We start from the raw sequence: 18701 nt of genomic DNA, 5'->3' as shown, positions 1-18701 counted from the left end.
CATTACATATTGTACGAATTGTGATGAAATTGTGAAACTCAAGAAGCCTCAATACGGACATATAAAGTCACATCACATAAAGATTGCCCATGGCACTACAAAGAGAAATCAAAAATAGAAATCAAAAGGAAAGTTCAAAGAGACGTGCCAATCGAACGGCAACTCGAGCAAGAAAAACGGGTCGCCCCGCGAGGGAGCGAACCCGCAACAGTAGAAATAAAACTCAGGCGAATACCTCGAGATGACCCGTCGAAGTGTCGGACCAGCCTGAGTTACGAGCGATTCAGAAAATGCTCACTCAGTTACTTGGCTCCGTATCTTCAGAGACATACCACCAAGCAAGTTCCTTAGCGTTGACCCAAATGGACGTGGTTTGACCGTTTGCCAACACAATATCGATAACAGCTGGAGATCCGCCATCCACACTGCCGGCAAGATCATCCATCACGCGATTCGGATTCACTCCAGGAGCCAACGTGAACGGTGTCGCTGCAGACGCCACGTGTAATTTGTAATTCATAGGAGCCTCCTTGATGAGTGATCGCAATCATAGAAGTCGTTCAATCGCGACCATCATAAGGGGCCAAGCATGAGAGTTCGCTGACGGGTGGAAACTAGCAGTTTATTACTGTTACTTCACCCATTTTTATTTCTTGCTGCTCCCATACTGCAGAGCAGTTTATATTTTCTTTTTATTCCTGTATTCACCCCAGGTGGCATAAATTCACGCACCTCTCAAGACCCAAGCATCAAACCGCAATGAGCCGGATCTTTAAGCTGTTGAATCATCTCTTCTGCAACTGGGATTGACCATTCATACCAATGCTTCATGCCGTGAGAGGCCTTATCCCCTGCTACGAGCATGACAGCTTCGCGGTCGGGGCCAAAGCAGAACAGAATGCGATAAATATGGCCGTGATACTTTGCAATTCTGAGCTCTTTAAGTGCATGCGTGGTACTGCCTTCTATGAGCTTGACCAATGGCATGCGCAGCTGAGGCCCTTGCAAAGCAAGCTCATGTAAAGCCATATCAACACGATTTCGTGAATCTTCATCGAGTGAATCAAGCCAATCTTGTATTCGACTCAAGTCCAACTTACACATAACAATCCTTAGAATTGCATCAAAGCGGCTAGCATACGCCGTTAGATGGCAGCCATATCTGTGATTTTAAGTCGATTTTTCTAAATCCACTCAAAACTTCGCAATGGATAATTAATAACATTGGTTAAAAATATCCGTGCTAGTACTTTCAAATAAAACCCTATAGATATGTTCATGTTCTGAATTCACTAATACACATTTATATTCTGCAATACGATTTGCAACTCTCTTTGGAATACACTTATCTTTAGGGATTATCTCCGCTCTTGCGGGCTGGGAATTAGCTTCCTTCACTCTTAATAGACTTGCTATCCCCGATGGTGCAGCGTTCTCGTAGCTGGGAATTAGCTTCCTTCACTCTTGATAGACTTGCCATGCCATGCAATGCCCTTGGGTATGCGCTGGGAATTAGCTTTCCTCACTCTTGATAGACTTGTGATAACCCAAGTCAGTGGCAACAGTTTGCTGGGAATTAGCTTTCTTCACTCTTGATAGACTTGTCACAAAAATGTCACGCGTGACAAAAGTGTTGGGAATTAGCTTTCTTCACTCTTGATAGACTTGAATTGCCAACCAACAGTATGTAGACCGCGCTGGGAATTAGCTTTCTTCACTCTTAATAGACTTGTCAACAGCAAACGCTGACTGATGAAGTCGCTGGGAATTAGCTTTCTTCACTCTTGATAGACTTGAACGGCTACGACTCCGTCGGTGAAGCTCGCTGGGAATTAGCTTTCTTCACTCTTGATAGACTTGCATCGTGGACGCTATCGCAGACGCTAAGGCTGGGAATTAGCTTTCTTCACTCTTGATAGACTTGAGCCATGATCGATGCAGTAGAACCAGCTGCTGGGAATTAGCTTTCTTCACTCTTGATAGACTTGTGCACGTTGCGCGCCATCTGCCACGTGTGCTGGGAATTAGCTTTCTTCACTCTTGATAGACTTGGAGCGTCAGCCAGCGTATCCACGCCATCGCTGGGAATTAGCTTTCTTCACTCTTGATAGACTTGGCGTATCGCTAATCCTGGCAGTGATATGGCTGGGAATTAGCTTTCTTCACTCTTGATAGACTTGGAGTCCGAACAGCATAGGGGTGTCACTGGCTGGGAATTAGCTTTCTTCACTCTTGATAGACTTGATAGCTGGTCAAGAGTGAAGAAATTCCAGTCTTTTCCTCACTTTTTACGTTTAAAAAAGTAACAGTAACTCTGGCATTTCGTCGTTATCTTCCTCAGTTCCATTACAAAAATGAACTGCCTTCGACCACTGATTATCGCTCACATGCAATATTCGAACTTTCCCATGCTCCGGTATATTTGCTAAAACTTCTTTAACTGTTGTTCGATTACCACTTTGCGTAGGAGCGTATCTCGCATATACAGAAAATTGCACCATCAAATACCCCATGTCCAGCAGTAAATGTCTGAACTGCGTCGCAGCGCGCCTTTGCGCCTTCGTTTGGACCGGAAGATCAAACATAACTACACACCACATTCCACCGCTCTCTTCATCTCTCTTCATTGAATTCTCCGAATCTTGGAACGGATAATGACTTTATTCTTCCCTCGCAATACAAGCCGAATTGCTGAGCAAACTCAGTCAAGGAGCTTGGTATAGTGCTACCTGACTGTGCAAATTGAAGATTTGTTGCATTGACGAGATGCTTCTTTACTAAAGGGTCTTCTAAAGTCGCTGTTTCAGGCAACTGATATACCTCATGATCAATAGCTGGCCTATATGGCTCAATCAAATCATCGGCTAGGCAATAATAGTTAGACCTATTGTGGTGGCTCACTCCGAATACTGGCGATAATCCAGCCGTTATTATCGCTCTAATCACATGGCCGCGAAGAACTGCATATGCATAGTCCAATAAAGAATTTTTCCCAATACCAGATCCAGGTTTTCTCCTGAATCCGGATTCAAACACTCTAGACCAGTAGAACCGTGCCGCCGTTCCTTCTGCATTGGAGATATCACCCGACCGCACCTGCTTGGCGAGCTCGAATAATGTTCCTGCTTGCTCATCACCAATCAATTCGAGACAATGAGCCTGTCCATATATTTTTGCTTGGATTATTTTCTTCCACGCATTCTTTTGTCTAGGTAACGACATAGAAACTTGTGCACGATGACGTTGCGTAACAATCGTGGGAGTATCACACCAACTATGCAATGCAGATACAGGTATGCCTCTCCAGTCACAGATTAAAACGCTAACACCATATTGCGCCAATTCATACAATAATGCAGTTGAGCAGTTTGACCTCTGTCCGACTAGAAGAACTGCGATTTGAGCTAGTGGAATCTCACTCGTTTCCCCAGTCTCATACTGGGATACAAGGAGGCGCCCGCGAGCATATTTCAACCGGCCTTCCAAATTAGTACAGTCAATCACTCTCCAGGCGCCATTTTGCATGATTGTTACCCTCCTACTGCAGTTCCCAAGAAACCGGGAGATGGGCTTCTGAAGTTATACGCTGATCACCTAACGCATTGCGGCGTAGAATCCGAGCATGGTGCTCTGCCACGACGCCAAATGTTGGCCGCCATCCATTACCAAGGATTTGGCATACTGATTTTTCAACGTTTTCGATATTCTGCAATCCCTCTGAAGCAAAATACAGAGGACGTAGCTTCAATCTTGCAGCTTCTGGCATTCCAACGAGAACCCATTTATTTGCAATGCCTGGATTAATACTCGAGTCAGGCCTTGCAAAATCCAAAAAGTCACCAATCTGGCTTTTCTCTGCTTCTCCAAAGTGCAGCTCAATCACATCATTAATTAAGAGATATCCAATGTACTCAGCATCTCCTCGTGCAACTGCTTGAGTAGTTTTCGGATCCGCATACCTCATGGAAATACTCTGCGGAGGTAATGGGCACGTGAACAAATCATCATGGCGGTACTTGAGAAGGTCTGTTTGGAATACTCGAATCATGCCGAAGAATTCCTTCCTCTTACCGTTCTTCTGGGTTTTCCAGCAGCGGTAAACGCGGGCGTGGTGAATTGCAGATCCGATATCTGCTGAACCTTGCTGCACTGCAATTTGGGCAGCTGGACCTGCGAAGAATTCAACATTATCAGCCGGCCCAAGGTGATGACCATTTACTTGAATAGTACGATCAAGGTTTTCTGGCAGGCCTTCTTTCTCATCGTAATCAGGCAGACGTGTTAGAGCGCAGTATTGTGCAGGCGTCGCTGAACGTCGAATAGTTTCCGCATCAATAGCATCTCCTAGAGGAATCTTCTTCAATGCGTGAATCGTTGCATCGTGCGCAATCGAATTACCAAGCGCAAGACGCTGCGGATACAGCACATGTACTCGATCAGCATCTAACGCATCATTTAATAAATTAACAAGCGAATTCATTGAGCCCAGCCATGCTTGGAACAAGTGGTATCCACGCGCGGATTCTGTAGGATAATTACGCCAATCTCCAAACACGACGTCTGGAGTATTCGTAATCATCTGCGAACGCCTTAAGTTATCTCGTTCAGTAAGAATCTGAGCAACTCCTGGCCTCATCATGGCGATAACTGCTGCATCAATGGCATGATGACGTCGATCAAGACGCGTCTTCGTATGACTATGAATGAAGTGAATTCGTCCTTCAATGCCCGAAGCTTTTCGAGCAGACGCGGTAATGCTTCCTCTGAATACACCTACCTTTGTTGCATCTGGTTGTGCATCGTTACTCCGGTTGAAATGCCAGTCAATGCGTCGGTGTAATTCGTCAGCCATCCATGCAACAGATTCAATTGACCTATTATCAATAGGATCATCTAGCTCAGTTTGCTTTAATCGCGAGATAATTGACTGTTTGAAATTCGTAGCTTCGCGCCCACGATATTCAAGCGGATTAATGTTGAACATCTTGACACGATTGATGGCATCTTTCAGTGATACACCGCGTTCTTTTGCACTATCCGTTGTGCACCATACGGCAAATGGCGTATTGCTCTTTGCACGGTTACAGTACTCACATACAGCTGCAAAATTATTGCGTGTATTCGTGGAGCCAGTTCCGCGTCGTGGAACAATATGATCCATCTCGCAATCGAAGAACGTAATAGTTCGGCCGCAATAGAGACACTTCCCATTCTGACGAGTAATGGCTTCGAGCCGTCGAACATCATATTCACGAACTGTATCTACACCAAGAGAAGCAAGCTGCTGCTTAATTTCATCACGATACTTCGTTCGGTCAGCAATCGAACGCTCATATTTGTTCTTCATATCGCGTGCAGTCTTCGTAGAATTAAAGCCTCCGCGCACATGTTCAATCTGAATCGATGCTGGCTTGCCCCATCGTTGTTCAATATTCATCAGATAGCGGTTTACGATCTTCAGTACACGATCAACAGCAGGATTACCAATTGGCGCACCAATTGCAGGTTGAGCAGGACGCCAATCATCAGAAATATTAAATAGGACCTTCCTCGCCTCATGCAAATCATCTGCAGTAGTCAGCATTCGCTCGGTAAGCGCTTTCAATGTTTTTGCTGAATATGCAGCACGACCAGCTGGAAGATCCACGGTATCTAGCTTTGCCAAAGTATCGTCGTCAAGCTGCTCAATGAAATCAATAGCCTCTGCATAGCGTAGTTCATCACGAACCTTGTCAATATCCACGGAATTAGAAAGCAGCTCAATCATGGCTTCGCGAGCATCATCATTATTCGTATCCCACCACTGCTGAAGACTCTTGCGTAGCTTTGAGTCTTTAAGAGCAGCAATACGCTGCGTTGTTACAACGACTGGAGGTCGGGATGATACTCGGTCTTCACCATCTTCGGTCTGCTTGCCAACGCCCTTAAGATTATGCCGAGTAATTTGGAGCTGTTCTGCAACGTCACCCCAAGTGACCTTATCTGAAGTTTGCTGCATTAAGAATTCATAGACATGCTGCTTTTCTTCAACCGTCAGAGGTCGCTCAGCACCATTTTCTGCAATCCTAATATTCGTCAGCATATTGAGAATGCGGTAGCGCTGGAATGCAAGTGATGCCTTCAGAGCACGTTTCTGCGATGGGTCAAGTGGATCAGAGCCAACGCGTTCTGTTGCTGAACCCTTAGGCGACTTAGCAGCAAAAACAAGCCGAATAAGTTCTCGAATTTGGTCTTCTGGAATACGCTGCGTAGAGAGAATTTTACGCACTTCATAGGCATTATCAGTCTGCATTAAGCGCTGATGAATAAGGCCTTCACGGTCGCCGATTTTCTTAGATCCAGTTGAAGTCCTTACACGGATTGGGCGTCCATCGTTATAGTCGAGTACAGCACAAATCAGCTGAGCAGGAGTTGCATCTTCAGGCAATTCCTGACCGCCACACTGTTGCTCAGCTGCTTCACGCAATTCAAAATACTGGTTAGACTCTGGTAACTGTACATCCAGCAGATTTTCAATCGCCATATACGGATTACGCCAACCGCGGTGATTAGCAATATGGCGCATTGCAATTGAAATAGCATCCTGACGATCTTCATCATCTTCGATATACGCAGTTGCTGCCTGGTCACGGACTTTCCAAGCCTCGAACCAATCCAATTCGTCGGCTTCATAAACTGGATAGTTGTGGCTGATGAGCCAATTGTCTAAGGCTTTCAAACGCTTAACACGGTTTCGGCGCATACGACGTGTACGCCTTGCAATACCAGCTTGTTGCCTTCTACTATCTGCAGTTTTCTGCGACTGTGGATCCACACCACCATCATGGATAACGCTTTGTGCATTTAAAATACGCAGAGGATTATCGTCTGAATCAACTTCAATTGCAGCGAGTCCTACAGAATTTAAACCGACATCAATACCAACTCGATATCGAAGATTTTTCATCGCTAACTCCCTCTTTGACTTCGTCGTCTTAATACTTTACATAGTGTACACCACCATTTAGGGGGCATAGGAAGAAGAGAATAAATTTTTAGCAAAACGACTTTATTTTTATAAAAGAACGTTGAATTTTCAGCTGCCTCATTACAGATTCAATCTCAAAATAAAAAACGGGGAGGGATGAACCCTCCCCTGCGAAATAATTCGCTTAGCATTCAAGATGACTAACGAGGTCATCCTTACTGGGAATTAGCAAGATTCAATATACCAGTATTACCCCCTAATTTCAAATTACATCGTGAAACATCTTGTGGAATTACGTTCGTACTGCATAGGAAGCATCAACTGCACTGTTATTTAGGTACATTTGAGCACATCATCCTATCGCAAATTTGCGTTAGCTACGCGTACCAAAACCGAGCAGTATTTCTCGGGCTGCCGTTACATCAATAAGACGCGGTGTATTGCCAGCAAATCGCTCATGCACTACTGCATCAATATTCGAGAGCAGCTCGTCTTGCGAAATGCCGTAATCAGAGAATGGGTGAAGGCCTAAAGTCTCATCACGGAATTTCTGAACTGTGCTGCATGCAATTTCAGCAATTTGTTCGTCAGTGCTCTGCTCCGGATACTCTGCTCCAAAAATCTGGCCGATTTCGCGAACCTTTTGCAGACGAACTGGTGCAACGAACTTCATCACTGCAGGTAATGCATAGCCGACAGCTTCGCCGTGCACAATGTGGTATTTCGATCCCAACACATGTGCAATGGAATGCCCTGCGATGGTGCCGCAATTATTGAGCATCCATCCTGCGAGCGCTGAAGCTACTTGCACTCGTTCACGTGCATATCGGTCTTGTCCGTTGTGCACAGCAGTTGGAAGATATTTGGCAAGTAGGAACATAATCTTTTCGCAAATTGCATCCGTCACGGGACTTGCAAGTACAGAAAGGTATCCTTCTGCAGCATGGCAGAATGCATCAAGGCCACAGGCAATAGTTTGCTTTTGTGGCAAGGTCAGAGTCAGTTCCGGGCACAGCACTGCGTATTCGCTGACTGCAGGGTCTGCGAGTACAGCAAGCTTCTGGTCATCGCTCGTCACAATCAGCGCATTCGATAGCTCACTACCAGTACCCGATGTTGTTGGTACTGCAATCAGGCCTGGGCATGTACGCATAGGCTGTTGTGGATTGGTGTAATCGAGGATATTACCGCCATTAACGCGCACAATATTGATGCCGCGGGCCACATCAATTGAGCTACCTCCGCCTATTGCAATAATGCAGTCAGCCTCATGCTCACGAAATGCATCGACGCCCGCACTAATGGTTGAGGCAAGTGGATCTGATTGTACTTGGTCGAAAACTGCTACATCTGTACCAGCATCACGTAATGCTGCAATTACCTGTGTTACGAGCGGCATGGTTATAACAAACGCATCGGTAACAATAAGTGGCCTTGTATACTCTGCTGTGCTCAGAATCTCGGTCAGTGTTGTACTGAGATCGCTGGTGCACACGACTTTAACAGGCTGCAATAATTTGATATCCATACAGCTTCCCTTAGAACTCTTTTATCAATAAGACAATCGATTGATTATTCGCCAATAGCAGCTGCTGCAGCATCAGCGTTTTGGCAGAATTCGCGAACCTTCTCAATGTCCTTTTCCATGTATCCGCCGTCGTACTTGATACTCGTCTTGGTTAATGAGTCGACGCCATAAGGGTGGCACTGCGTAATAGCTGCTGCAACGTTATCTGGGCCGAGGCCGCCAGCCATAATGACTGGCTTGCCGCATTCTTCAACAATGCGCTTATCAATAGCCCAATCATGCGTTTGACCACTTGCGCCAATACCCGTGTCAGGAGCTAGACCAGAATCAGTCAGAATGAAATCGCAATACTTGGCGTATTCCTTGGCACGATCTACAGCGGACTCGTTATCTACAAGTACTGCCTGCATGAGCTGTGTATGTGGTGCTACTTCACGCAGTCGCTGAGCAAAATCCTCATCGGCTGCATAACCATCGCCTGCAATATGCAGAATATCTGGTTGTATTTCTTCGGCTAACTCCAGCATCTCCTCTGGGTCGTTGGTCAACATGATGGCTACTGACTTCACACCGCGGCGAGCGCATTCATCAAAGATGCGATGTACGCGTTCCAGTGGCACGCGATGTGCAGGAACGCCGCCATTCTGCATTGGTACAAGTCCAATATGATCAGCGCCAGCATCCATGGTCTGTACAGCTTCGTCGTACTGAATCAGCGAGTAGATTTGCTTCATAACCTTCATAGTTCTTCTTCCTTCTTTGCAATGAGAACATTGATGGGTAAAAATGGGGGTAAATTCTGCGCTACTGCTAGGCAAGCAGTGCTAGCTTCATACGAAGCCGATCCACAGTTAAATCTGGGACCGCTTTAGTGCATTCGAGTGCAACGCTTGATGCTGCCTGAGATATGCGACCAAGTTCTTCCAGATCTCGTGCAGGATTATCGAAATAGCTCCATGCAATAGCAGCCATACCTGCATCTCCAGCACCGTTTGCTGTAGCAATTTTGGTTGGGAATGGCGGCACTATAACAAATTCATCTGTTACAGATGATTCGTTCTGCACTCTTCTTGCGCAAAGCATGCCACGTATGCCCATGGAAATACAAACAGTTGCTACGCCTCGGTCCAGTAATGCAGTTGCTGCCGCTTGTGCTGATTCCTCGTCTTGCACAGCAATGCCAGTGAGCTCTTGAGCCTCGAGGTGGTTAGGCTTGAGCACACCCATATGTGCCAGTACATGGTCGAAATGATGCGCTTTAAAAGTGGAAACGGTGTCTCCTAGTAGCGGCACAGTTACATGGTCGCCAAGCCAAGTCAACGTGTCTTCTGAGAGATTAGCTTCAACAACGCAGAGTGCAGCATTATTGATAAAGTCAATTCTCCTCTGCAGAAACTCTGGCGTCATTTCTTCGCAAATACCCATATCGTTTACGGCTATCTGCATATCCCCTGTCTCATCTGTGATAAACAGATAAGTCGAAGTACGACGATCATTAATGCATTCGGCATGACTCAAATCAATATGATTCACTGCACATGCAGCAGCAAGTGCTGCACCATTTTCATCGCCGCCATACACAGTCACCAGTGACACTGGGACTCCAAGATGGGCGAGATTCTGCGCAATATTCTGCCCTACTCCGCCAGGCGAGAGCGTAACCATGCCTGGATTCGAGTCTCGTGACACGATTTTGAGGCCTGGACGTCCGCAGATATCCATATTCATGCCACCTATAACCACAACATATCTATCTTGCGTTATGTCATAGTTATCTTGTTGTTCCCAGTCCGATACCGGATCGGCATACGGATGAACTGCATGAATCGGGGGCTCATTAAGCCATTTCTGGCTAATATTTCGCTCGACCATTTGCACTCCTTCGTGCGTGAGATGTAATACAACTCAGGTCAATAACAAGATCACATCTTCGTTGATGTTCTCTTATTTATTACAACCAAAATACATAGTAGTCTCTTCTTACTAATTGTTTGGCTGCGCGATTCTTATTTCATGCAGAATTTCTGCCAATTGAAATTAGAACAGCATATAGCTAGAAATCAACTTCGCCACAGAAAAATCGTATGCACTATCGAAATTACTCATGCTCAAACTAACAGAATGGCAACAATAAAAACATCACCAGAGTAATCACAATGATGCGTCACTCATTAGGAAAAGCAATAGGGCTTGTATGCAATACATACAAGCCCTACCGTTGTTAATTATTTGCTAGCAAGCGCTAATAGTTCAGCACTTCTCCACTGCAACACCAAGCTCTTCGCCTGGCGCAACTTCCATGGAGTCTGCCAGCGTCTCTGCGCTGATCAGATCGCGGAACTGCTCGACCTTAGCAACGTCGGTTGCTGGCACGGTCAGCTTCAGTGCAATGTGATCAGAGACGTCAAGGTCTGCTGCTTTACGAGCATCCTGCACGGCGCGGATGACGTCGCGAGCATAACCCTCAGCGAGCAGATCATCGTTAAGTGCCAGATCGAGCACCACAAAACCGCCCGTTGGCAGAATCGAGGAAACCGTCTCAGCGCTCTTAGCCGAGTCAGCTTCTTCAATACGCTTCGAAAGGTCGTACTCGTTTGGCTCGAGTGCAATAGGACCATTTGGCGTATCCATAATTGGAGCACCAGTCTCGGCATCGGTGTGCCACGAACCAGTCTTCGAAGCCTTAATGACGAACTGCACCTGCTTGCCCAAACGAGGACCAGCAGCGCGAGCGTTAACCTTGAGCTCGTCAATAATCTTCAGACCATGCGAAGCTGCTTCGTCGAGCGTCAGCATCTCAATATTCTTAACGTTGAGCTCGCCTTCCAGCAGTGGGATGTAGCCGAGAATTGCAGAAATGTCATCGGCAACCACAGTCATGTTAGCCAGTGGCTGACGCACGCGCATCTTAGCCGACTTACGCAGCGACAGTGCCGTAGACACAATCTCGCGCACCTTATCCATTGCAGCCACAAGAGCGCCATCCTCAACAAGAATCTTGCCAAGTTCGGTGTCTTCGCCCGACTTTGGATCAACCAAGTATGGCCAATCACCCAAGTGCACGGACTCTTCGCCCGTCAGGCCACGCCACACAGCTTCAGCTTCCATTGGAGTCAATGGAGCAAGCACGCGCATGAAGCACTCAAGCACGGTGTACAGCGTATTGAATGCGTTCTCATCCTCGTTCCAGAAGCGTTCACGCGAGTTACGGATGTACCAATTCGTCAGCACATCGATGAAGTCGGCTGCTTTGGCACATGCATCGGCGATAGCGAATTCGTCGAGATCTGCAGAAATTCCAGAAACCATCTGGCGAGTACGCGCCAACAGATAGCGGTCCATCTGAGGGAGACCTGGAACTTCGTCAGCAGACAGCAGACGAGCGTCGTAACCGCGACCGCCGTTTGCTGCGTTGGCGTAGAGCGTGAAGAAGTAGTACGTGCTCCAAACCGGCAGCATAATCGAACGGACGGTGTCGCGGATGCCCTCTTCGGTGACAATCAAGTTACCGCCGTGCAGAATTGGCGAGCTCATCAGGAACCAGCGCATAGCGTCGGAACCGTATTTATCGAAGACGCCGTTGACATCTGGATAGTTACGCAGGTGCTTACTCATCTTCTGACCGTCGTTGCCGAGCACAATGCCGTGGCAGATGACGTTCTTGAACGCAGGCTTGTCGAACAGAGCCGTTGCCATAACGTGCAGCAGGTAGAACCAGCCACGCGTCTGGCCGATGTACTCAACGACGAAGTCACTTGGGAAGTGCTCCTCGAAGTACTCCTTGTTCTCGAATGGGTAATGGAACTGTGCGAATGGCATCGAGCCTGACTCGAACCAGCAATCAAGCACGTCGGTGATGCGGTGCATCGTCGACTTACCCGTTGGATCATCTGGGTTTGGACGCGTCAGCTCGTCGATATATGGACGGTGCATGTTGATGTTGCCGTCGTGATCGCGAGGGTAATCGCCGAAGTCAGCCTTCAGTTCGTCGAGCGAACCGTAGACGTCGACTCGTGGGTAGTTAGGATCGTCCGAAACCCACACTGGAATTGGGCTTCCCCAGAAACGGTTACGAGAGATCGACCAGTCACGTGCGTTAGCGAGCCACTTGCCGAACTGGCCATCCTTAACGTTGTCAGGAATCCAGTTAATCTGCTGGTTCAGTTCCAGCAGACGAGGCTTGATTTTTGTGACTGACACAAACCAACTCGACACAGGCTTGTAGATCAGAGGGGTACCGCAGCGCCAGCAGTGTGGGTAGGAGTGCACGTAGCTCTTCTCCTGGAACAGCACAGCACGCTGTTCCTCAGGAATCGAAGCCAGTGGACCATCGCCAGCACGCAGGTTACGCAGAATTGGCAGGTTAGCATCGAAGACGCTCATGCCCTCGTAATCTGGGACTTGGCTCGTGAAGCGGCAGCCGGCATCGAGCACGTCGCAGCTCTTGATCTCGTGAGCCGTCAACGTATTCATATCGTCTTCGCCGTATGGAGCCTGGTGAACGATGCCCGTACCCTCGGCCGTATCAACGTAGTCAGCCGTGAAGATCTGGTAGGCGTTAGGACCAGGCACGCCACCTTCAGCGCGCGCTTCGTCGTTATTGAAGTACGGGAAGACTGGGTAGTAGCGCCAGCCGACCATATCGCGGCCCTTGAGCTCGCGCACGACTTCGTAGTTCTCGCCGAGTTCCTTCGTGTAGGAACCGAGCAGAGCCTTCGCCAAGTAGAAGCGCTTACCTGCGAACTTACCCTCAGTTGGAGCGACCTCAACATAGTCGATGTCTTCACCAACAACGAGTGCGAAGTTCGTTGGAATCGTCCATGGAGTCGTCGTCCAGAACACGGCATAAGCGTCAGCCTCATCCTGCAACTTGACTGCCACGGAGACGGTCGTATCCTGACGATCCTGGTAGACGTCGGCATCCATGCGCAGCTCGTGTGCACTCAGAGGAGTCTGATCCTTTGGGCAGTAAGGCAGCACGCGGAAACCTTGGTATGCAAGGCCCTTGTTGTAGAGCTGCTTGAATGCCCACATAACCGATTCCATGTAAGGCAGATCAAGCGTCTTGTAGCCGTGATCGAAATCAACCCAACGGCCCTGACGATCAACGTAGTCGTGCCATTCGTTGACGTACTTAAGCACGGACTTGCGGCTTGCCTCGTTGAACTTATCGATGCCCATAGCTTCGATCTGATCAACGGAATCAATGCCCAGTTCCTTCTGAGCCTCGAGCTCTGCAGGAAGACCGTGCGTATCCCAACCGAATACACGGTTGACGAGATGGCCCTTCATCGTCTGGAAACGAGGAATAACATCCTTAGCGTAACCAGTCAGCAAGTGGCCGTAATGAGGCAGGCCGTTTGCAAATGGAGGACCGTCGAAGAAGACGAATTCGTTGCTGCCGTTCTTACCGGCAGGGTTCTTATCCAGCGAGCGCTGGAAGGTTTTGTTCTTTTGCCAGTAGGCCAGCACGTCTTGTTCAAGATCTGGGAAGCTTGGGTTTGGTGCAATGTTGGCACCTTGTTCACCAATGGCTGCCTTTGGGTAGATGTGCTGGGAGTTGTTGGCGCTTTCAGGCGTTGCAGCCTGCTGTGATGGCTGTGATTCGCTCACCATGGCTCCTCGTGTAGTAGGGACTTCACCACCACGAGGACGACGATCCTGCATTGTGCGCAGTGACCACCGCGGTACCACCTCGTTTGCCGAATAGTACGATTCGTGCTATTCGACCGCTTGCGTTGGGCTGTTTCGGGCCTACCCGTCGGTTCTACTAAGTGCTTGCGGTACGTGCTGAGTTGCTCGTTTGCATACTCGTTTGCATACTCGTTGGAGTATGAGCTTGCAGCACGTTGTTTGCACTGTTCTTCCGATAGCTCCCCGTTGATGGCGGATCATCGCTATTGTGCGCGGCTAGTCTATCACCAGATAACCCCACCGCACAGAATCTGTTTCGTTTATGGAGTGACTACGAATAATGCTGCAATACTGATGTGGTTCGGTATTGCAGCATTACTCTTGGCTAGGTTTGTGACACGGTTTCGAACTGACTGTGTTGGTCTAGCCTAAGTAGGTTCTACGCAGTGTTGGTCTACTCCGAGTAGGTCTTATGCGGTATTGGCTACTCCACATAAGCCTTGTGTAGCGTTGCACTACTCCAAATAGGTCTTACGTAGCGTTGCGATGTCGTCGTCGGTTAAGCCGATTGGACCTTGCAGGTAACCGAGCAGTCCGCCGTATGGTTCTGCGGTTTGCATCATCGTGTCGAAGTACACCGGTGCGGCAACCAAGAACTGTTCAATATCAATATGAATATGCTTTGGCAGATACTTCTGTGCACGTTCAAGCATTACTGGCGTTTGACGATCCATATAGAGGTTCGTCTGCAGATAATCATCGCGAATCGTTTGATCATCAACGCCGAGTGCAGCCAGAATCAATGCTGCTGCAATACCCGTACGATCCTTACCCTGCGTGCAATGGAACAGATAAGAACCCGGTTTATTGACGAGCAGGTTCATAATCTCAGTCCAGCAAGTTTGGCTTTCTTCCGAGTTCAGCAGCTGTTCGTACAAACTGCAGATGAATGAGCCCGGCTTGAAAATAACGCCGCGCAGCTGGGCAATGAGTTCACGTCGCTCGGTGAATCCTGGGATCTCGTAAAGGTCCCACGTTGAGAGCAGACGATCGCGTTCTGCTTCACGCTCTTGACGTGTACGCAAATCAATAATGTTCTGCACGCCAATCGTCTTTAAGGTAACGAGATCCTCATCGCTAGCGTGATGCAGGTTTGCAGAACGCAGCAGCATACCGGACTTAACGATGTGACCGTCTGTCGTGGTAATACCGCCTAAATCTCGGCAGTTCTTAATACTCGTGAGTTCCAGCTTCTTGGAGACTTCACGGTACTGAGCATGGTTGATGCCAGCGAATTGGTCGCTGGCATCAGAATGTTGGTTGCTGAATTTCATATGTTTATTATCGCAGGGTGCTGGCGTCGTCTGTCCAAGTTTCATCAAGTGCTTGTGCTTCGGCGAGCTTGTCGTCGAGCTGTTCTTGTGACTTTGATGGCTTGTGCTCAGCAGAATCGTTTACTTCGGTTTCTTGTACGATGTGCTCCATGTCCTTGACCTTCTGTGGGTCAATGGCTTCCAAATCTTCCATTGGCATAGCACACGCTCCTTTTCAAACTGAAACGGAACTTCGTCCGCTATCAGATGCTTTGATCAACCGTTTTGCTGGTAATTTCAAAGGAACTCACCCAGTCAATACTTTGACTAGATGAGTTCGTAGGTGAAAAGTACTGATTCACAAATTGTAGCGAATCAGATGAGGCTCGATCAGTGGTTGCGGCCAGTCTCTTCAGCTTCAGCAATTTCGTGCTTGTCATCGCGCTCTGCACGAGCGGACTCCCAGCCTTCCTTTGCATCCTTAACCTTGTTCATCAAATCCTCGCCTGCAGCCTGGAACGAATCACGCTTCTCAGCAATGCGCTGTTCCATCTCTTCGAACTTTTCCTTGTTCAGATCCACCATCGTGAGCCTCTTTCCTTTGTTTGTTGATTCCATTAGAGGCTCTGAACCTTATTGCATTCTGAGAGTATTCCGAGAATACCGAGAATCTGGCCACTGGAACGCTACGTAGCATCAACAGAAATAAAGAGAAAACCAACCAGCCTAAACCCCGCAGCCATAAGCGGAAGCTCAGCCAAACAGAGCACAGGAAAAACAAATAAATAGATCAACAGAAAATCAAAACAACAGAAAAGCAGAGAAACTTCTAAGCAACTAAACAATCAAACCGCAGAGCAGTAAAACAATTATGCAATTAAACAGCTAGACAGATAAACAGCAAAACAGCTGTGCAAATAAACAATTAAACAGTTGAACAATTAAACAATTAAACAATTAAACAGCCGTCCAACGAAATAGCTCAGCAATGAACCGATAAGACGACAAAATACAGCGACAAAGCATATAAAAATGCTCCGCGAGGTGACCTTTTGTAAGTCACGTCGCGGAGCAGTTAGAAGGCTCAGACTGAATCAACAACTGCGAACTGGCAGGGATACCAATCAGCACAATGCCAATCGGTGCAAAACCCGTCATTCGAACTGCCTATCGACGAAGATCGCAGCTCTTGGAACGCAGTTTTGAATTCAGCGCATGCTACTACTCAAGTTCCACAGAACCCGTGTAGAGCTGGTAGTACTCGCCCTTGAGCGCGAGCAGTTCGTCGTGCGAGCCGCGCTCAATGATGTTGCCGTGATCGAGCACCATGATGACGTCCGAGTTGCGCACGGTCGACAGACGGTGAGCAATAACGAACACGGTGCGGCCCTTCATCAGGTTATCCATACCCTGCTGGACCACAGCCTCGGTGCGCGTATCGATCGAGCTCGTTGCCTCATCGAGGATCAGAGCTGGCGGATCGGCGACTGCTGCACGAGCAATCGAGATCAGCTGGCGCTGGCCCTGAGACAGACCAGAGCCGTCGCCCGAAAGTACGGTCTGGTAACCCTCTGGCAGCATGCGGATGAACGAATCAGCATTCGTCAGCTTTGCAGCGGCGATGCATTCTTCGTCGGTGGCGTCGAGCTTGCCGTAACGGATGTTGTCCATCACGGTGCCCGTGAACAGGTTGACGTCCTGCAGCACGATGCCGAGCGAGTGACGCAGATCTGGCTTCCTGATGTTGTTAACCGAGATGCCGTCGTACAGGATCATGCCCTGCTGAATGTCGTAGAAGCGGTTGATCAGGTTCGTGATCGTCGTCTTACCAGCGCCAGTTGCACCGACCAGAGCGATCTTCTGACCAGGCTTTGCGAACCACGTGATATCGTGTAGCACAACCTTGTCTGGGTTGTAGCCAAACACGACGTCAGTAAAGCGTACATCGCCGCGCATCAGCGTCAGGCGACCGTCAGGCGAAGTAATAGCTTCTTCGCGAGCGTTCTGGGCAACCTTTGCTGCCTTAGGACTCAGCTTCTTAGCAGCCTCGAGCGAACGCTGGCCGTTATCGGATGGCTCACGCTTCCAAGCCCAGTGGCCCGTGACGTGATCAACCTCAGTCATCGTGCGGCCGTCTTCGCCAAGTTCAACGTTGACGAGCTGAACCGTACCCTCATCAGTTTCTGGCTCAGCATCCATCAATGCGAAGATTCGCGAAGCACCTGCCAGAGCCATCATGACCATGTTGAACTGCTGCGACACCTGGCCGATTGGGTTAATGAACGAGCGGGACAGCGTCAGCAGCGAAATAATCGTACCGATGGAGAACGTTGCGAAACCGCTCAGGCCGAAGTTAGCCCAACCGTTAATACCTGCAAGACCACCGAAAATAGCCGACAGCACGTAGAGCAGATAGCCCAAGTTACCAATAACTGGCATCGTGACGTTGCCGTAGGTGTTTGCCTTTGCCGAAGCAACGAAGAGCTGATCGTTGCGATCATCGAATTCAGCCTGCATAGCGTCTTCGTGGTTGAAGACCTTAACGACCTTCTGGCCGTTCACTGCTTCTTCAACGAATGCGTTGACGTCGCCAAGCACCTGCTGCTGGCGCACGAAGTAGCGGCCAGAGCGGCTGACGAGAAAGCGAATCACGAACACAAGGCCGAACGTGAAGACGAGCACGAAAATCGTGTATGGAACACTCAGCCAAAGCATGGCAACGAGTGCAGCCAGTGCCGAAATAATCGAGCTGAACATCTGTGGGAACGACTGGCTAATGGCCTGACGCAGCGTATCCGTATCGTTCGTGTAACGGCTCATCAAATCGCCGTGTTCATGCGTATCAAAGAAGCGGATTGGCAGCGTCTGCATGTGCGAGAACATGTCGTCACGCACAGTCTTAAGCACGCCCTGTTCCACGCCGACAAGCAGGTACTGGAACAGCCACTGGCAAATCGTACCAACGGCGTACAGGCAGCCCATGAGCACCAACGCCTCGATCAGTGGCGTCCAGTTTGGGTTGGTCTGGCCGACGATTGGCAGAATGTAGTGATCAATCAACGTCTTCAGGAACAGAGCCGATGCGGCCTGTGCTGCTGCCGAAACAATAATGCTCAGCACGACGATGATGACACGAACCTTATAGTGCCAAATGTACTTAAACAGTCGCTTTGTGGTTCCCTTGGCTGCCTTTTGTGGACGGCCCATGGGCTTGAGCTGAGGTTCTTGACTTGGCTGCTGTGCGTCATCGTTGAGTACG

At 48.6% G+C, this 18701-nt stretch carries 13 protein-coding genes and 1 CRISPR repeat array; all 13 genes read right to left on the bottom strand.

Features of this window, described 5'->3' with window-relative positions; genetic code table 11:
• Window positions 1-298: 298 nt before the first annotated feature.
• On the bottom strand, window positions 299-520 hold the full coding sequence (locus D2E26_RS00905; protein WP_125962834.1) for a hypothetical protein: 222 nt from the start codon (window positions 518-520) through the stop codon (window positions 299-301).
• A gap of 215 nt (window positions 521-735) precedes the next feature.
• Window positions 736-1104, bottom strand: coding sequence for a type II toxin-antitoxin system RelE/ParE family toxin (locus tag D2E26_RS00900; protein ID WP_125962833.1), 369 nt, complete (start codon window positions 1102-1104; stop codon window positions 736-738).
• A gap of 272 nt (window positions 1105-1376) precedes the next feature.
• Window positions 1377-2244: direct repeats of the CRISPR family, unit length 36 nt; unit sequence GCTGGGAATTAGCTTTCTTCACTCTTGATAGACTTG.
• Between the two features lie 50 nt (window positions 2245-2294).
• Window positions 2295-2627 (bottom strand): CRISPR-associated endonuclease Cas2, encoded by a 333-nt coding sequence (cas2, locus tag D2E26_RS00895; protein WP_125962832.1) that lies wholly within the window; start codon window positions 2625-2627, stop codon window positions 2295-2297.
• The gene (gene cas1 / locus D2E26_RS00890; RefSeq protein WP_125962831.1) at window positions 2614-3525 is read right to left on the bottom strand and encodes a type II CRISPR-associated endonuclease Cas1; all 912 of its coding nucleotides are present in this window, start codon (window positions 3523-3525) and stop codon (window positions 2614-2616) included. Before cas1 ends, cas2 begins: the two co-directional genes overlap by 14 nt.
• A 13-nt stretch (window positions 3526-3538) precedes the next feature.
• Window positions 3539-6946, bottom strand: a complete 3408-nt coding sequence (gene cas9, locus D2E26_RS00885) for a type II CRISPR RNA-guided endonuclease Cas9 (RefSeq protein ID WP_125962830.1) — start codon at window positions 6944-6946, stop codon at window positions 3539-3541.
• A gap of 394 nt (window positions 6947-7340) precedes the next feature.
• Window positions 7341-8495: an iron-containing alcohol dehydrogenase gene (locus D2E26_RS00880; protein WP_125962829.1), complete on the bottom strand. Its 1155-nt coding sequence runs from the start codon at window positions 8493-8495 to the stop codon at window positions 7341-7343.
• 44 nt (window positions 8496-8539) lie between these two features.
• Entirely contained in the window at window positions 8540-9238 is a 699-nt protein-coding gene (locus tag D2E26_RS00875; protein ID WP_125962828.1) for a phosphoribosylanthranilate isomerase, read from the bottom strand.
• Window positions 9239-9305: 67 nt separating this feature from the next.
• The gene (locus D2E26_RS00870) at window positions 9306-10367 is read right to left on the bottom strand and encodes a PfkB family carbohydrate kinase (RefSeq protein ID WP_125962827.1); all 1062 of its coding nucleotides are present in this window, start codon (window positions 10365-10367) and stop codon (window positions 9306-9308) included.
• A 378-nt stretch (window positions 10368-10745) separates the two neighbouring features.
• The gene (ileS, locus tag D2E26_RS00865; RefSeq protein WP_125963348.1) at window positions 10746-14111 is read right to left on the bottom strand and encodes a mupirocin-resistant isoleucine--tRNA ligase; all 3366 of its coding nucleotides are present in this window, start codon (window positions 14109-14111) and stop codon (window positions 10746-10748) included.
• 533 nt (window positions 14112-14644) lie between these two features.
• Window positions 14645-15463, bottom strand: coding sequence for a tyrosine-protein phosphatase (locus tag D2E26_RS00860; protein WP_125962826.1), 819 nt, complete (start codon window positions 15461-15463; stop codon window positions 14645-14647).
• Window positions 15464-15470: 7 nt separating this feature from the next.
• Complete coding sequence (locus D2E26_RS00855) at window positions 15471-15662, bottom strand: hypothetical protein (protein ID WP_125962825.1); 192 nt, start codon at window positions 15660-15662, stop codon at window positions 15471-15473.
• 170 nt (window positions 15663-15832) lie between these two features.
• A complete protein-coding gene (locus tag D2E26_RS00850; protein WP_125962824.1) occupies window positions 15833-16027 on the bottom strand; it encodes a hypothetical protein in 195 nt (64 codons plus the stop codon).
• Window positions 16028-16663: 636 nt separating this feature from the next.
• Window positions 16664-18649, bottom strand: coding sequence for an ABC transporter ATP-binding protein (locus D2E26_RS00845; protein WP_241218852.1), 1986 nt, complete (start codon window positions 18647-18649; stop codon window positions 16664-16666).
• Between the last annotated feature and the right edge of the window lie 52 nt (window positions 18650-18701).

Origin of the sequence: Bifidobacterium dolichotidis (genome assembly GCF_003951975.1) — a bacterium.
GTDB lineage: Bacteria > Actinomycetota > Actinomycetes > Actinomycetales > Bifidobacteriaceae > Bifidobacterium > Bifidobacterium dolichotidis.
The sequence above is the reverse complement of the archived record's forward strand: the minus strand, read 5'-3'. Positions and strand labels throughout refer to the sequence as shown.

Excerpts from the sequence above, each read along its gene's own strand:
- D2E26_RS00905 (WP_125962834.1), bottom strand. The coding sequence starts at position 520 with ATGAATTACAAATTACACGTGGCGTCTGCAGCGACACCGTTCACGTTG.
- D2E26_RS00900 (WP_125962833.1), bottom strand. The coding sequence starts at position 1,104 with ATGTGTAAGTTGGACTTGAGTCGAATACAAGATTGGCTTGATTCACTC.
- cas2 (WP_125962832.1), bottom strand. The coding sequence starts at position 2,627 with ATGAAGAGAGATGAAGAGAGCGGTGGAATGTGGTGTGTAGTTATGTTT.
- cas1 (WP_125962831.1), bottom strand. The coding sequence starts at position 3,525 with ATGCAAAATGGCGCCTGGAGAGTGATTGACTGTACTAATTTGGAAGGC.
- cas9 (WP_125962830.1), bottom strand. The coding sequence starts at position 6,946 with ATGAAAAATCTTCGATATCGAGTTGGTATTGATGTCGGTTTAAATTCT.
- D2E26_RS00880 (WP_125962829.1), bottom strand. The coding sequence starts at position 8,495 with ATGGATATCAAATTATTGCAGCCTGTTAAAGTCGTGTGCACCAGCGAT.
- D2E26_RS00875 (WP_125962828.1), bottom strand. The coding sequence starts at position 9,238 with ATGAAGGTTATGAAGCAAATCTACTCGCTGATTCAGTACGACGAAGCT.
- D2E26_RS00870 (WP_125962827.1), bottom strand. The coding sequence starts at position 10,367 with ATGGTCGAGCGAAATATTAGCCAGAAATGGCTTAATGAGCCCCCGATT.
- ileS (WP_125963348.1), bottom strand. The coding sequence starts at position 14,111 with ATGGTGAGCGAATCACAGCCATCACAGCAGGCTGCAACGCCTGAAAGC.
- D2E26_RS00860 (WP_125962826.1), bottom strand. The coding sequence starts at position 15,463 with ATGAAATTCAGCAACCAACATTCTGATGCCAGCGACCAATTCGCTGGC.
- D2E26_RS00855 (WP_125962825.1), bottom strand. The coding sequence starts at position 15,662 with ATGCCAATGGAAGATTTGGAAGCCATTGACCCACAGAAGGTCAAGGAC.
- D2E26_RS00850 (WP_125962824.1), bottom strand. The coding sequence starts at position 16,027 with ATGGTGGATCTGAACAAGGAAAAGTTCGAAGAGATGGAACAGCGCATT.
- D2E26_RS00845 (WP_241218852.1), bottom strand. The coding sequence starts at position 18,649 with ATGGGCCGTCCACAAAAGGCAGCCAAGGGAACCACAAAGCGACTGTTT.